5 protein-coding genes are annotated in these 16430 nt (G+C 50.0%); all 5 read right to left on the reverse strand.

Going from position 1 to position 16430, the window contains the following annotated elements:
- Positions 1 to 40 precede the first annotated feature (40 nt).
- Positions 41 to 11773, reverse strand: coding sequence for a cadherin-like domain-containing protein (locus PQR79_RS18355; RefSeq protein WP_274408603.1), 11733 nt, complete (start codon positions 11771 to 11773; stop codon positions 41 to 43).
- A 346-nt stretch (positions 11774 to 12119) separates the two neighbouring features.
- Positions 12120 to 13289: a heme biosynthesis HemY N-terminal domain-containing protein gene (locus tag PQR79_RS18360; RefSeq protein WP_238103085.1), complete on the reverse strand. Its 1170-nt coding sequence runs from the start codon at positions 13287 to 13289 to the stop codon at positions 12120 to 12122.
- A complete protein-coding gene (locus tag PQR79_RS18365; RefSeq protein ID WP_238103084.1) occupies positions 13286 to 14527 on the reverse strand; it encodes a uroporphyrinogen-III C-methyltransferase in 1242 nt (413 codons plus the stop codon). Before PQR79_RS18365 ends, PQR79_RS18360 begins: the two co-directional genes overlap by 4 nt.
- A 75-nt stretch (positions 14528 to 14602) precedes the next feature.
- Positions 14603 to 15331, reverse strand: coding sequence for a uroporphyrinogen-III synthase (locus PQR79_RS18370; RefSeq protein WP_238103083.1), 729 nt, complete (start codon positions 15329 to 15331; stop codon positions 14603 to 14605).
- Between the two features lie 25 nt (positions 15332 to 15356).
- On the reverse strand, positions 15357 to 16286 hold the full coding sequence (gene hemC / locus PQR79_RS18375) for a hydroxymethylbilane synthase (RefSeq protein ID WP_238103082.1): 930 nt from the start codon (positions 16284 to 16286) through the stop codon (positions 15357 to 15359).
- Between the last annotated feature and the right edge of the window lie 144 nt (positions 16287 to 16430).

The raw sequence follows: 16430 nt of genomic DNA on the forward strand, positions 1-16430 counted from the left end.
ACGGTTAAGTCGACCGCAGGCAGGGTGCCGCCGTTGTTGACTAAGTCCGCACCGGCAGGGTTAATACCACTTCGCCGTTCACTAACGCATAGTAGCCGTCGTCATTGGTGCCTGGGGTGAAGTCCACGGTCAGTGCATCACCGTCTTCATCAAAGGTGGTGTAGGTTGCGGCCACATCGCCTTCAGCGGCGCTGTTTTCAGTAAAGTCATTGGCCACCACATCAATGGTTGGCGCGTCATTGGTTGGCGTGATCACCGGTGTGTCACTGTCTTGACCGGTTAAGCTGCCATCCGAGACGGTTAAGTCGACCGCGGGCAGGGTGCCGCCGTTGTTGACTAAATCTGCACCGGCTTGGGTTAATACCACTTCGCCGTTCACTAACGCATAGTAGCCGTCGTCATTGGTGCCTGGGGTGAAGTCCACGGTCAGTGCATCACCGTCTTCATCAAAGGTGGTGTAGGTTGCGGCCACATCGCCTTCAGCGGCGCTGTTTTCAGTAAAGTCATTGGCCACCACATCAATGGTTGGCGCGTCGTTTTGACCCGCAATACCCGGTGTGTCACTGTCTTGACCGGTTAAGCTGCCATCCGAGACGGTTAAGTCGACCGCGGGCAGGGTGCCGCCGTTGTTGACTAAGTCTGCACCGGCTTGGGTTAATACCACTTCGCCGTTCACTAACGCATAGTAGCCGTCGTCATTGCTGCCTGGGGTGAAGTCCACGGTCAGTGCATCACCGTCTTCATCAAAGGTGGTGTAGGTTGCGGCCACATCGCCTTCAGCGGCGCCGTTTTCAGTAAAGTCATTGGCCACCACATCAATGGTTGGCGCGTCATTGGTTGGCGTGATCACCGGTGTGTCACTGTCTTGACCGGTTAAGCTGCCATCCGAGACGGTTAAGTCGACCGCTGGGAGCGTGCCGCCGTTGTTGACTAAGTCCGCACCGGCTTGGGTTAATACCACTTCGCCGTTGACTAACGCATAGTAGCCGTCGTCATTGCTGCCTGGGGTGAAGTCCACGGTCAGTGCATCACCGTCTTCATCAAAGGTGGTGTAGGTTGCGGCCACATCGCCTTCAACGGCGCCGTTTTCAGTAAAGTCATTGGCCACCACATCAATGGTTGGCGCGTCATTGGTTGGCGTGATCACCGGTGTGTCACTGTCTTGACCGGTTAAGCTGCCATCCGAGACGGTTAAGTCGACCGCAGGCAGGGTGCCGCCGTTGTTGACTAAGTCCGCACCGGCTTGGGTTAATACCACTTCGCCGTTCACTAACGCATAGTAGCCGTCGTCATTGCTGCCTGGGGTGAAGTCCACGGTCAGTGCATCACCGTCTTCATCAAAGGTGGTGTAGGTTGCGGCCACATCGCCTTCAGCGGCGCYGTTTTCAGTAAAGTCATTGGCCACCACATCAATGGTTGGCGCGTCATTTTGACCCGCAATACCCGGTGTGTCACTGTCTTGACCGGTTAAGCTGCCATCCGAGACGGTTAAGTCGACCGCTGGGAGCGTGCCGCCGTTGTTAACGAGATCTGCACCGGCTTGGGTTAATACCACTTCGCCGTTGACTAACGCATAGTAGCCGTCGTCATTGSTGCCTGGGGTGAAGTCCACGGTCAGTGCATCACCGTCTTCATCAAAGGTGGTGTAGGTTGCGGCCACATCGCCTTCAGCGGCGACGTTTTCAGTAAAGTCATTGGCCACCACATCAATGGTTGGCGCGTCATTGGTTGGCGTGATCACCGGTGTGTCACTGTCTTGACCGGTTAAGCTGCCATCCGAGACGGTTAAGTCGACCGCGGGCAGGGTGCCGCCGTTGTTGACTAAATCTGCACCGGCTTGGGTTAATACCACTTCGCCGTTCACTAACGCATAGTAGCCGTCGTCATTGGTGCCTGGGGTGAAGTCCACGGTCAGTGCATCACCGTCTTCATCAAAGGTGGTGTAGGTTGCGGCCACATCGCCTTCAGCGGCGACGTTTTCAGTAAAGTCATTGGCCACCACATCAATGGTTGGCGCGTCATTGGTTGGCGTGATCACCGGTGTGTCACTGTCTTGACCGGTTAAGCTGCCATCCGAGACGGTTAAGTCGACCGCGGGCAGGGTGCCGCCGTTGTTGACTAAATCTGCACCGGCTTGGGTTAATACCACTTCGCCGTTCACTAACGCATAGTAGCCGTCGTCATTGGTGCCTGGGGTGAAGTCCACGGTCAGTGCATCACCGTCTTCATCAAAGGTGGTGTAGGTTGCGGCCACATCGCCTTCAGCGGCGCTGTTTTCAGTAAAGTCATTGGCCACCACATCAATGGTTGGCGCGTCGTTTTGACCCGCAATACCCGGTGTGTCACTGTCTTGACCGGTTAAGCTGCCATCCGAGACGGTTAAGTCGACCGCGGGCAGGGTGCCGCCGTTGTTGACTAAGTCTGCACCGGCTTGGGTTAATACCACTTCGCCGTTCACTAACGCATAGTAGCCGTCGTCATTGCTGCCTGGGGTGAAGTCCACGGTCAGTGCATCACCGTCTTCATCAAAGGTGGTGTAGGTTGCGGCCACATCGCCTTCAGCGGCGCCGTTTTCAGTAAAGTCATTGGCCACCACATCAATGGTTGGCGCGTCATTGGTTGGCGTGATCACCGGTGTGTCACTGTCTTGACCGGTTAAGCTGCCATCCGAGACGGTTAAGTCGACCGCGGGCAGGGTGCCGCCGTTGTTGACTAAATCTGCACCGGCTTGGGTTAATACCACTTCGCCGTTGACTAACGCATAGTAGCCGTCGTCATTGGTGCCTGGGGTGAAGTCCACGGTCAGTGCATCACCGTCTTCATCAAAGGTGGTGTAGGTTGCGGCCACATCGCCTTCAACGGCGCTGTTTTCAGTAAAGTCATTGGCCACCACATCAATGGTTGGCGCGTCATTGGTTGGCGTGATCACCGGTGTGTCACTGTCTTGACCGGTTAAGCTGCCATCCGAGACGGTTAAGTCGACCGCAGGCAGGGTGCCGCCGTTGTTGACTAAGTCCGCACCGGCTTGGGTTAATACCACTTCGCCGTTGACTAACGCATAGTAGCCGTCGTCATTGCTGCCTGGGGTGAAGTCCACGGTCAGTGCATCACCGTCTTCATCAAAGGTGGTGTAGGTTGCGGCCACATCGCCTTCAGCGGCGCCGTTTTCAGTAAAGTCATTGGCCACCACATCAATGGTTGGCGCGTCATTGGTTGGCGTGATCACCGGTGTGTCACTGTCTTGACCGGTTAAGCTGCCATCCGAGACGGTTAAGTCGACCGCGGGCAGGGTGCCGCCGTTGTTGACTAAATCTGCACCGGCTTGGGTTAATACCACTTCGCCGTTGACTAACGCATAGTAGCCGTCGTCATTGGTGCCTGGGGTGAAGTCCACGGTCAGTGCATCACCGTCTTCATCAAAGGTGGTGTAGGTTGCGGCCACATCGCCTTCAGCGGCGCTGTTTTCAGTAAAGTCATTGGCCACCACATCAATGGTTGGCGCGTCATTTTGACCCGCAATACCCGGTGTGTCACTGTCTTGACCGGTTAAGCTGCCATCCGAGACGGTTAAGTCGACCGCTGGGAGCGTGCCGCCGTTGTTAACGAGATCTGCACCGGCTTGGGTTAATACCACTTCGCCGTTGACTAACGCATAGTAGCCGTCGTCATTGGTGCCTGGGGTGAAGTCCACGGTCAGTGCATCACCGTCTTCATCAAAGGTGGTGTAGGTTGCGGCCACATCGCCTTCAGCGGCGCTGTTTTCAGTAAAGTCATTGGCCACCACATCAATGGTTGGCGCGTCGTTTTGACCCGCAATACCCGGTGTGTCACTGTCTTGACCGGTTAAGCTGCCATCCGAGACGGTTAAGTCGACCGCGGGCAGGGTGCCGCCGTTGTTGACTAAGTCTGCACCGGCTTGGGTTAATACCACTTCGCCGTTCACTAACGCATAGTAGCCGTCGTCATTGCTGCCTGGGGTGAAGTCCACGGTCAGTGCATCACCGTCTTCATCAAAGGTGGTGTAGGTTGCGGCCACATCGCCTTCAGCGGCGCCGTTTTCAGTAAAGTCATTGGCCACCACATCAATGGTTGGCGCGTCATTGGTTGGCGTGATCACCGGTGTGTCACTGTCTTGACCGGTTAAGCTGCCATCCGAGACGGTTAAGTCGACCGCGGGCAGGGTGCCGCCGTTGTTGACTAAATCTGCACCGGCTTGGGTTAATACCACTTCGCCGTTCACTAACGCATAGTAGCCGTCGTCATTGCTGCCTGGGGTGAAGTCCACGGTCAGTGCATCACCGTCTTCATCAAAGGTGGTGTAGGTTGCGGCCACATCGCCTTCAACGGCGCTGTTTTCAGTAAAGTCATTGGCCACCACATCAATGGTTGGCGCGTCATTGGTTGGCGTGATCACCGGTGTGTCACTGTCTTGACCGGTTAAGCTGCCATCCGAGACGGTTAAGTCGACCGCAGGCAGGGTGCCGCCGTTGTTGACTAAGTCCGCACCGGCTTGGGTTAATACCACTTCGCCGTTGACTAACGCATAGTAGCCGTCGTCATTGGTGCCTGGGGTGAAGTCCACGGTCAGTGCATCACCGTCTTCATCAAAGGTGGTGTAGGTTGCGGCCACATCGCCTTCAGCGGCGCTGTTTTCAGTAAAGTCATTGGCCACCACATCAATGGTTGGCGCGTCATTTTGACCCGCAATACCCGGTGTGTCACTGTCTTGACCGGTTAAGCTGCCATCCGAGACGGTTAAGTCGACCGCTGGGAGCGTGCCGCCGTTGTTAACGAGATCTGCACCGGCTTGGGTTAATACCACTTCGCCGTTGACTAACGCATAGTAGCCGTCGTCATTGGTGCCTGGGGTGAAGTCCACGGTCAGTGCATCACCGTCTTCATCAAAGGTGGTGTAGGTTGCGGCCACATCGCCTTCAGCGGCGCCGTTTTCAGTAAAGTCATTGGCCACCACATCAATGGTTGGCGCGTCATTGGTTGGCGTGATCACCGGTGTGTCACTGTCTTGACCGGTTAAGCTGCCATCCGAGACGGTTAAGTCGACCGCAGGCAGGGTGCCGCCGTTGTTGACTAAGTCCGCACCGGCTTGGGTTAATACCACTTCGCCGTTGACTAACGCATAGTAGCCGTCGTCATTGGTGCCTGGGGTGAAGTCCACGGTCAGTGCATCACCGTCTTCATCAAAGGTGGTGTAGGTTGCGGCCACATCGCCTTCAGCGGCGCTGTTTTCAGTAAAGTCATTGGCCACCACATCAATGGTTGGCGCGTCATTTTGACCCGCAATACCCGGTGTGTCACTGTCTTGACCGGTTAAGCTGCCATCCGAGACGGTTAAGTCGACCGCTGGCAGGGTGCCGCCGTTGTTGACTAAGTCCGCACCGGCTTGGGTTAATACCACTTCGCCGTTGACTAACGCATAGTAGCCGTCGTCATTGGTGCCTGGGGTGAAGTCCACGGTCAGTGCATCACCGTCTTCATCAAAGGTGGTGTAGGTTGCGGCCACATCGCCTTCAGCGGCGACGTTTTCAGTAAAGTCATTGGCCACCACATCAATGGTTGGCGCGTCATTTTGACCCGCAATACCCGGTGTGTCACTGTCTTGACCGGTTAAGCTGCCATCCGAGACGGTTAAGTCGACCGCTGGGAGCGTGCCGCCGTTGTTAACGAGATCTGCACCGGCTTGGGTTAATACCACTTCGCCGTTGACTAACGCATAGTAGCCGTCGTCATTGGTGCCTGGGGTGAAGTCCACGGTCAGTGCATCACCGTCTTCATCAAAGGTGGTGTAGGTTGCGGCCACATCGCCTTCAGCGGCGACGTTTTCAGTAAAGTCATTGGCCACCACATCAATGGTTGGCGCGTCATTGGTTGGCGTGATCACCGGTGTGTCACTGTCTTGACCGGTTAAGCTGCCATCCGAGACGGTTAAGTCGACCGCGGGCAGGGTGCCGCCGTTGTTGACTAAATCTGCACCGGCTTGGGTTAATACCACTTCGCCGTTCACTAACGCATAGTAGCCGTCGTCATTGCTGCCTGGGGTGAAGTCCACGGTCAGTGCATCACCGTCTTCATCAAAGGTGGTGTAGGTTGCGGCCACATCGCCTTCAGCGGCGCCGTTTTCAGTAAAGTCATTGGCCACCACATCAATGGTTGGCGCGTCATTGGTTGGCGTGATCACCGGTGTGTCACTGTCTTGACCGGTTAAGCTGCCATCCGAGACGGTTAAGTCGACCGCTGGGAGCGTGCCGCCGTTGTTGACTAAGTCCGCACCGGCTTGGGTTAATACCACTTCGCCGTTGACTAACGCATAGTAGCCGTCGTCATTGCTGCCTGGGGTGAAGTCCACGGTCAGTGCATCACCGTCTTCATCAAAGGTGGTGTAGGTTGCGGCCACATCGCCTTCAACGGCGCCGTTTTCAGTAAAGTCATTGGCCACCACATCAATGGTTGGCGCGTCATTGGTTGGCGTGATCACCGGTGTGTCACTGTCTTGACCGGTTAAGCTGCCATCCGAGACGGTTAAGTCGACCGCAGGCAGGGTGCCGCCGTTGTTGACTAAGTCCGCACCGGCTTGGGTTAATACCACTTCGCCGTTCACTAACGCATAGTAGCCGTCGTCATTGCTGCCTGGGGTGAAGTCCACGGTCAGTGCATCACCGTCTTCATCAAAGGTGGTGTAGGTTGCGGCCACATCGCCTTCAGCGGCGCCGTTTTCAGTAAAGTCATTGGCCACCACATCAATGGTTGGCGCGTCATTGGTTGGCGTGATCACCGGTGTGTCACTGTCTTGACCGGTTAAGCTGCCATCCGAGACGGTTAAGTCGACCGCGGGCAGGGTGCCGCCGTTGTTGACTAAATCTGCACCGGCTTGGGTTAATACCACTTCGCCGTTGACTAACGCATAGTAGCCGTCGTCATTGGTGCCTGGGGTGAAGTCCACGGTCAGTGCATCACCGTCTTCATCAAAGGTGGTGTAGGTTGCGGCCACATCGCCTTCAGCGGCGACGTTTTCAGTAAAGTCATTGGCCACCACATCAATGGTTGGCGCGTCATTGGTTGGCGTGATCACCGGTGTGTCACTGTCTTGACCGGTTAAGCTGCCATCCGAGACGGTTAAGTCGACCGCGGGCAGGGTGCCGCCGTTGTTGACTAAATCTGCACCGGCTTGGGTTAATACCACTTCGCCGTTCACTAACGCATAGTAGCCGTCGTCATTGGTGCCTGGGGTGAAGTCCACGGTCAGTGCATCACCGTCTTCATCAAAGGTGGTGTAGGTTGCGGCCACATCGCCTTCAGCGGCGCCGTTTTCAGTAAAGTCATTGGCCACCACATCAATGGTTGGCGCGTCATTGGTTGGCGTGATCACCGGTGTGTCACTGTCTTGACCGGTTAAGCTGCCATCCGAGACGGTTAAGTCGACCGCGGGCAGGGTGCCGCCGTTGTTGACTAAATCTGCACCGGCTTGGGTTAATACCACTTCGCCGTTGACTAACGCATAGTAGCCGTCGTCATTGGTGCCTGGGGTGAAGTCCACGGTCAGTGCATCACCGTCTTCATCAAAGGTGGTGTAGGTTGCGGCCACATCGCCTTCAACGGCGCTGTTTTCAGTAAAGTCATTGGCCACCACATCAATGGTTGGCGCGTCATTGGTTGGCGTGATCACCGGTGTGTCACTGTCTTGACCGGTTAAGCTGCCATCCGAGACGGTTAAGTCGACCGCKGGCAGGGTGCCGCCGTTGTTAACGAGATCTGCACCGGCTTGGGTTAATACCACTTCGCCGTTGACTAACGCATAGTAGCCGTCGTCATTGGTGCCTGGGGTGAAGTCCACGGTCAGTGCATCACCGTCTTCATCAAAGGTGGTGTAGGTTGCGGCCACATCGCCTTCAGCGGCGCCGTTTTCAGTAAAGTCATTGGCCACCACATCAATGGTTGGCGCGTCATTGGTTGGCGTGATCACCGGTGTGTCACTGTCTTGACCGGTTAAGCTGCCATCCGAGACGGTTAAGTCGACCGCGGGCAGGGTGCCGCCGTTGTTGACTAAATCTGCACCGGCTTGGGTTAATACCACTTCGCCGTTCACTAACGCATAGTAGCCGTCGTCATTGCTGCCTGGGGTGAAGTCCACGGTCAGTGCATCACCGTCTTCATCAAAGGTGGTGTAGGTTGCGGCCACATCGCCTTCAGCGGCGCCGTTTTCAGTAAAGTCATTGGCCACCACATCAATGGTTGGCGCGTCATTGGTTGGCGTGATCACCGGTGTGTCACTGTCTTGACCGGTTAAGCTGCCATCCGAGACGGTTAAGTCGACCGCTGGGAGCGTGCCGCCGTTGTTGACTAAGTCCGCACCGGCTTGGGTTAATACCACTTCGCCGTTCACTAACGCATAGTAGCCGTCGTCATTGCTGCCTGGGGTGAAGTCCACGGTCAGTGCATCACCGTCTTCATCAAAGGTGGTGTAGGTTGCGGCCACATCGCCTTCAGCGGCGCCGTTTTCAGTAAAGTCATTGGCCACCACATCAATGGTTGGCGCGTCATTGGTTGGCGTGATCACCGGTGTGTCACTGTCTTGACCGGTTAAGCTGCCATCCGAGACGGTTAAGTCGACCGCAGGCAGGGTGCCGCCGTTGTTGACTAAGTCCGCACCGGCTTGGGTTAATACCACTTCGCCGTTGACTAACGCATAGTAGCCGTCGTCATTGCTGCCTGGGGTGAAGTCCACGGTCAGTGCATCACCGTCTTCATCAAAGGTGGTGTAGGTTGCGGCCACATCGCCTTCAACGGCGCTGTTTTCAGTAAAGTCATTGGCCACCACATCAATGGTTGGCGCGTAGTCAACAGGGCTGACTTCAATCGTCAGTGTCGCCGTTTCACCTGTGTTGGTGGTGTAGGTGATCACCGGAACTGTGCCGTTCCAATTATCGTTAGGCGTAAAGGTGTAAGAACCATCGTCGTTGATGATCAATACGCCGCCGTCGAGGATAACTTCACTACCTGGTTGGTACGTTTGGCCTTCAACTTCGAAGCTGACGACACTCAAATCAGAATCTGGATCGCTGTCGTTATCTAATACGTTGCCTGTCGCAGGGGTATCTTCAGATACGGTAACAACGTCATCAACAGTAACCGTTGGATCGTCAACAGGGCTGACTTCAATCGTCAGTGTCGCCGTTTCACCTGTGTTGGTGGTGTAGGTGATCACCGGAACTGTGCCGTTCCAATTATCGTTAGGCGTAAAGGTGTAAGAACCATCGTCATTGATGATCAATACGCCGCCGTCGAGGATAACTTCACTACCTGGTTGGTACGTTTGGCCTTCAACTTCGAAGCTGACGACACTTAAATCAGAATCTGGATCGCTGTCGTTATCTAATACGTTGCCTGTTGCAGGGGTATCTTCAGATACGGTAACAACGTCATCAACAGTAACCGTTGGATCGTCAACAGGGCTGACTTCAATCGTCAGTGTCGCCGTTTCACCTGTGTTGGTGGTGTAGGTGATCACCGGAACTGTGCCGTTCCAATTATCGTTAGGCGTGAAGGTGTAAGAACCATCGTCATTGATGATCAATACGCCGCCGTCGAGGATAACTTCAGTACCCGGTTGGTACGTTTGGCCTTCAACTTCGAAGCTGACGACACTTAAATCAGAATCTGGATCGCTGTCGTTATCTAATACGTTGCCTGTTGCAGGGGTATCTTCAGATACGGTAACAACGTCATCAACAGTAACCGTTGGATCGTCAACAGGGCTGACTTCAATCGTCAGTGTCGCCGTTTCACCTGTGTTGGTGGTGTAGGTGATCACAGGAACTGTGCCGTTCCAGTTTTCATTTGGCGTGAAGGTGTAAGAACCATCGTCATTGATGAACAATACGCCGCCGTCGAGGATAACTTCAGTACCCGGTTGGTACGTTTGGCCTTCAACTTCGAAGCTGACGACACTTAAATCAGAATCTGGATCGCTGTCGTTATCTAATACGTTGCCTGTCGCAGGGGTATCTTCAGATACGGTAACAACGTCATCAACAGTAACCGTTGGATCGTCAACAGGGCTGACTTCAATGATTAAGGTTGCAGTAATGCCTGTGTTGGTGGTGTAGGTGATGACCGGAACGCTGCCGTTCCAGTTTTCATTTGGTGTGAAGGTGTAAGAACCGTCTGCATTCAGGACTAGCACGCCATTATCTAAAGTGACTTCAGTCCCAGCAGCGTAGGTTTCACCATCAACTTCAAAGCTGACAACGCTTAGATCAGAATCCACATCGCTGTCGTTATCTAATACGTTGCCTGTGGCTACCGTATCTTCAACAATGATATTGCTGTCATTAACCAATACTGAGTCGTCATCAAGCGGCGTGACTTCAATGGTTAAGGTTGCAGTAATACCGGTGTTGGTGGTGTAGGTAATCACCGGAACGCTGCCGTTCCAGTTTTCATTTGGCGTGAAGGTGTAAGAACCGTCTGCATTCAGGACTAGCACGCCATTTTCTAAAGTGACTTCAGTCCCAGCAGCGTAGGTTTCACCATCAACTTCAAAGCTGACAACGCTTAGATCAGAATCCACATCGCTGTCGTTATCTAATACGTTGCCTGTGGCTACCGTATCTTCAACAATGATATTGCTGTCATTAACCAATACTGAGTCGTCATCAAGCGGCGTGACTTCAATGGTTAAGGTTGCAGTAATACCGGTGTTGGTGGTGTAGGTAATCACCGGAACGCTGCCGTTCCAGTTTTCATTTGGCGTGAAGGTGTAAGAACCGTCTGCATTCAGGACTAGCACGCCATTTTCTAAAGTGACTTCAGTCCCAGCAGCGTAGGTTTCACCATCAACTTCAAAGCTGACAACGCTTAGATCAGAATCCACATCGCTGTCGTTATCTAATACGTTGCCTGTGGCTACCGTATCTTCAACAATGATATTGCTGTCATTAACCAATACTGAGTCGTCATCAAGCGGCGTGACTTCAATGGTTAAGGTTGCAGTAATACCGGTGTTGGTGGTGTAGGTAATGACCGGAACGCTGCCGTTCCAGTTTTCATTTGGTGTGAAGGTGTAAGAACCGTCTGCATTCAGTACGAGCACGCCATTTTCTAAAGTGACTTCAGTCCCAGCAGCGTAGGTTTCGCCATCAACTTCAAAGCTGACAACGCTTAATGCGGTATCTGCATCGGTGTCATTACTTAGTACATTACCTGAAGCAACTTGGTCTTCCGCTATGGTATTTGCATCGTTAACTAAAACTGATGGGGAATCATTTTCGCCTAGACCTTCTTCCTGGATTTCAGCTGTTGGGGTAGCTAGAGCTCCAGTTGTATCATAACCATTAGACGCTAGTGTTTCGTTAGCATCTCTTGATACTGAGATATATCCAAATTCACCCTGATTGGCAGTTGGGGTGCCAGCAGCGGTTTCAGGTAACTCTTCCGTAGGGTCTTCACCAGCTGCAATTAAATCTTGCAGGGCTTCAATTTCGTCTAATGTTGCTTGGTCAACAACTTGCTCCGCTGAGACAGCAGGGGCTTTTATGGTATTTGCAATCGATTCATCTGCAGGCGTTTCAGCGCTGTTAAAAATGGTGCCATCATCAAAAGTGATAACGAAGCTGATATCGTCGTTACTTGTTACTGACGCTCCAGCTGGCACCATTTGTCCCAACTGAAGCTCTGTCGTTTCATTATTGATGAGCATGGTTACTTTGCCATTTGAGGCAGAAAGTATCCCATTTAGTGATGTTTTAATCGATTCCATGTGAAGCTCCCAACAGCTTTGATATATCAGATAATTTATACGTAAGTATGTGTTATTTTGGTCAAATTATTCTCAAAAATTAAATTAAAAATAATTTAACTACAATCTAACAATTCTATCATTTGCCATCTAGGCAGTCAATTTTTTGACATTGCGTTAATATTAAATTAAGTAATTGAAAAACTGATAATTTACATTAAAGGATTATGTAAAAAATATAGATGTTATAAGGGGTGTAAGACGTGTAGTCGGTAAATTTATATCGGCATAAATGAAAGTTAGTTGAATAAAAAACCCGCAAAAAGCGGGTTATTTAATTAAGTGAAGAGAAATTAATACTAAAGCCTTACATGGTGTTGGCCGCTTTGCGATAGTTTTGGGCTGCAGCGGTATTTTCCCCTAATTGTTCTTGAATTTGGGCAAGTGATAGCCACGATTGACGTGATGGAGCTATTCGACAAACATTTTGCCAATGAACTTTAGCTTGTTTAGCATCGCGCTGTTGCATTGCGAGTTTGGCTAGACATATTTGATAATCGGCGTCATTTTCATGAGTTGATTCTAAACGTGCTAATAAATTGCGAATGTCGGTATCGTCAGCACTAATGAGTTGTGGTAAGGCTGAAAATAGGGTTGTAGATGGTGCGGTTTTAAGCTGTTTACTTAATAACTTTAACGCTTGAGCATGGCGATTAAATCCATTTAAACCATGGGCATAAGCCACAAGTAATGTATCTTGTTTACGATCGTTTTTACTTAGCCATTGCCAGCACTTTTCTAATTCTGCTTCAGATATTTTCGCTGCTTCAGCGAGTAAAATGGTATTCGTTTTGATGCTGAGAGTTTGTAATTCTTCATCACTTAGTAACTTGCGTTTAACTATGATGGGTAATAATAGTTTTAGTGCCTGCCAGTCTTGTTGTTGTTGATACAAATCGATTGCTAGTTTGAGTACAGGTTCACTGCTTTTACTTGTCGGTTCAAGCTTGTCTACAATCGCTCTTGCTTGTGATAACTCACCTTGCTTAATGAAATAGCGTGCTCGAGAGGTGTTCACCGCGGTTTTAGCGACAGGACTTTTTTCAGCTTGGGTTAAGTAATGATCGCGGGCTGTTGTTTTACCTTGGTGGTGTGCGGCACGGGCTGCCGCAAATAGATTCAACAAAGGTATTTCACCCTGTTGTGCGCCTTTTGCCATCGCTGTTTCTGCTGCTGGCCAATTTTCTTCAGCAATAGCTAAGGCACCGGCTAAGGTATGTTTTTTTGCCGCTTTTTGGCGCCATTTAGTGGGTAAGTAGCGGCTATTAAGTACTAGGTTGAGCAACAACATGATTGCCCATTCAAGTAGTTGTAGCGCAAAGTAAAATACAATTAACCCTACAACGGCAGCAACCAGGCTTGTTTCTATTTGATACTCACCGACAGCAATATAAACATAACCGCTTTGGCCAATAATCAATGGGCTAAGACACAAGCCGATTAATATAAGTAATACATACACTAAGACTTTGATCATTGTGCAAGCTCCTCCATTGGCATAATCTCACCGTAGGTGACCAATTGTTGCAATAATGGAGTGGCTTGGAATTTATTCAACGTTACTTTTTCAATTTTGACCCGGGATAATTTATCTAGCGCTTCGATAGTGTTTTTCGTTTTTGGGTCTGACACATCAAAATATTGTTGTAACCATTTGTCGGCTAACTCAATAGATTTTTTGTAGTTTATTTGGTCAAAACGATACAGCGACAATTGTGCCTGCAGCAATTTATTACGAATATTTTCAACTAAATACCACTGTTGTTCAGGTGATAATAGCGGTTCTAAATCTGTTGTGCGCTTGCGGATAGTTACGAAGCCGTCAGTCAAATCATGCCAAGTACGTGCTAGATTTTGTTGCCAATCATCAACAGAGTCACTTATTGGTTGGTGCTCAGATTTTTCTGCAAAGTCTTCATTCACACGATTAAGCGGTAAGGTGGTTAACTGGCTAATCACAGTATCTAATTCAAAAATAGTATTGGTGATGTCAGTGGTTTTTAATGCTTTCACGCTGGAGATATCGTTAGCTAGTGCTTTACGCAAATGAGTTAAAGCAGGGTCTTTCATGGCACTGATACGCTCATCAGCTGATTTTAATAAACCCATTGCCGTTTGTGGATCATTCTCTAACCATAGCTTTCTGCCAGCCATGCGGACTAAGTATTCAGCTTCAGATGCCATCCAATGATTAGGACTGCGCTGAGCAATTACAGCAACTCTCTCTTGTAGTAGCTTACTTGATTGTTGCAGTTCTGCTAATTTTGAGTAGGCTTTAGTGTCGTTTAATTGTTGCTTTTCTAGGGCAGTAATACGTTTGTTACTGTCCATCGAGATTTGTTGTAATTCGTATTTTAAAGACTGGTTTTGTTTGGCTTGTTCAGAGATGTTTTTACCGAATTGCCCCTGATTAGCACCTTGCTTATCCAATTGTAAATAAAGCCAATAACATGCAGCAATGGCAATAATTGCGATAATTAAACTAAATAATACCCCAAGACGGATCCACCAAGAACTTTTTTTGGCTTGGCGATGGTTGTTATTAATTGGGGCGCTTTTAGCTTCAGTGTTTTTAGTCTGAGTGTCTTTGGCTGGCTTGTTGACCGTACTTTCTTCTTGGTTATCAGCCGGCTTTTCTGTTGGTGCTGTTGTTGGAGAAATGACTTTCTCATCCTTGTCTGCTGGCGAGTGTGGATCTTTTTTATTGTTTTCCATGAACAGTCCTTGAAAGCAAAAATACAACCAATAAAAGCTATGTTATTTCATGCGCGTCAACGCTAATTAACAACATTATAACAAATTAATGCCCAGACTTGTTAATGTTGCTTGAGTATTTGCTCCATTCGCATTGGTAATATGGTTCAAACCCAACGCGTTAGCTTGTATTTCGACACGGCTACTTGGGACTATGATATGACATGAACGTAGCCATGCAAATAATTCTTTTGGTACAAGGGCAACTAAGTTGGATAATATTTCGCCACTAGTAACCACAATGGTGTCAATACCGAAAGATTGCCATTGGTGACAAATATCGTATCCATCTAGCTTCGGAGTGGTGCGTTGATATACCTGCCAGTAGCTCACTTTGGCACCGCGTTGGGTTAATTGCTCTGCTAATGTTTCACGTCCACCGACGCCGCGCACAATAATAAAGGTTTGATTTTCTACGTGTTGCAATTCGGGTAAGGACAACAGACCTTCACTGTCTTGACTGCTGTCAGGTGATGTTAGCGCATTAATACTGTGCTTCGCTAAGCTATCGGCGGTCGCTTGCCCTACAGCAAAGTAACGGCAATGGGGAGGGAACGTGTGTGGTAATTTCTTTGCTGCAAAATCAACCGCGTTAGTACTAATAAATAATAAATTGTCAGTACAATTGAGACGAGACTGCGAGAGTTGTTCAGTCGTTTCTACAACGGCTAGAAGAGGAGTAACAAAATAAGCAACGCCAGATTTTGACAGTTGCTCTTCCATTGCTTGATTGCGCCCTTGCGGGCGCGTTAACAAGACTTTCATAGTCTATTATCTTGACGACAAAAGATTAATTAGCATATACGGCATCTAAAATCGTTTTGGCGCCGCGGCTTAATAAGTCATCTGCCAATGCTTGTCCTAAGCTTACCGCATCGGTTTTTGCACCCGATACCGTACCGTGGATTACTTCGCTGCCATCTGGGTTGCCGACCAAGCCGCGAAGCGTTAACTCTTCACCGTTAATTTCAGCAAAAGCCCCAATAGGTACTTGGCAACCGCCTTCCAAGCGAGTGTTCATGGCACGCTCTGCCAATACTCTGTAACGCGTTTCTTTGTGCTCTAATGGCGCCAGTAATGCTTTAACACGTTCATCATTTGTACGGCATTCAATACCAACAGCGCCTTGACCGTTGGCTGGTAATGATTCTTCAGCAGAAATAAAGCTTGCGATACGCTCATTGAGTTTTAAACGAATAAGTCCTGCCGCAGCAAGGATAATTGCGTCATAGTCACCGCTGTCTAACTTTGCTAAACGAGTGCCAACATTACCGCGTAAGTCTTTGATGACTAAATCTGGGCGGGCAGCACGAATTTGACATTGGCGGCGTAAACTAGAAGTACCAACAACAGCACCTTGTGGAAGCTCACTAATTGTTTTGTAGGTATTAGATACAAATGCATCACGAGGGTCTTCACGTTCACAAATCACTTCTAAACCTAAACCTTCAGGAAAATCTACTGGCACATCTTTCATAGAGTGCACAGCAATATCTGCACGATTTTCAAGCATTGCGACTTCAAGTTCTTTAACAAACAGACCTTTACCACCGACTTTTGCTAAAGGCGTATCTAAAATGACATCGCCTTTAGTGCTCATCGGCAAAAGCTCGACGCGTAAACCAGGATGAATACGTTCAAGTTCTGCTTGAACAAATTCTGCTTGCCACATAGCCAGTGGACTTTTGCGTGTTGCAATACGAATTACATTTTCAGACATGTTAATAGATCCAATCAGATAGCCTTATTTAGCTAATGCTATCATTGCCAAAGCCTTGATGTAACATATCGATGTTAATTGTTTGAAGTCTGTAGCGCTTATTTGCCTAAAAGCTTTGATTTAAAGTACTAGCGAAATGAATAA

The organism is Shewanella metallivivens (assembly GCF_028750675.1).
GTDB lineage: Bacteria > Pseudomonadota > Gammaproteobacteria > Enterobacterales > Shewanellaceae > Shewanella > Shewanella metallivivens.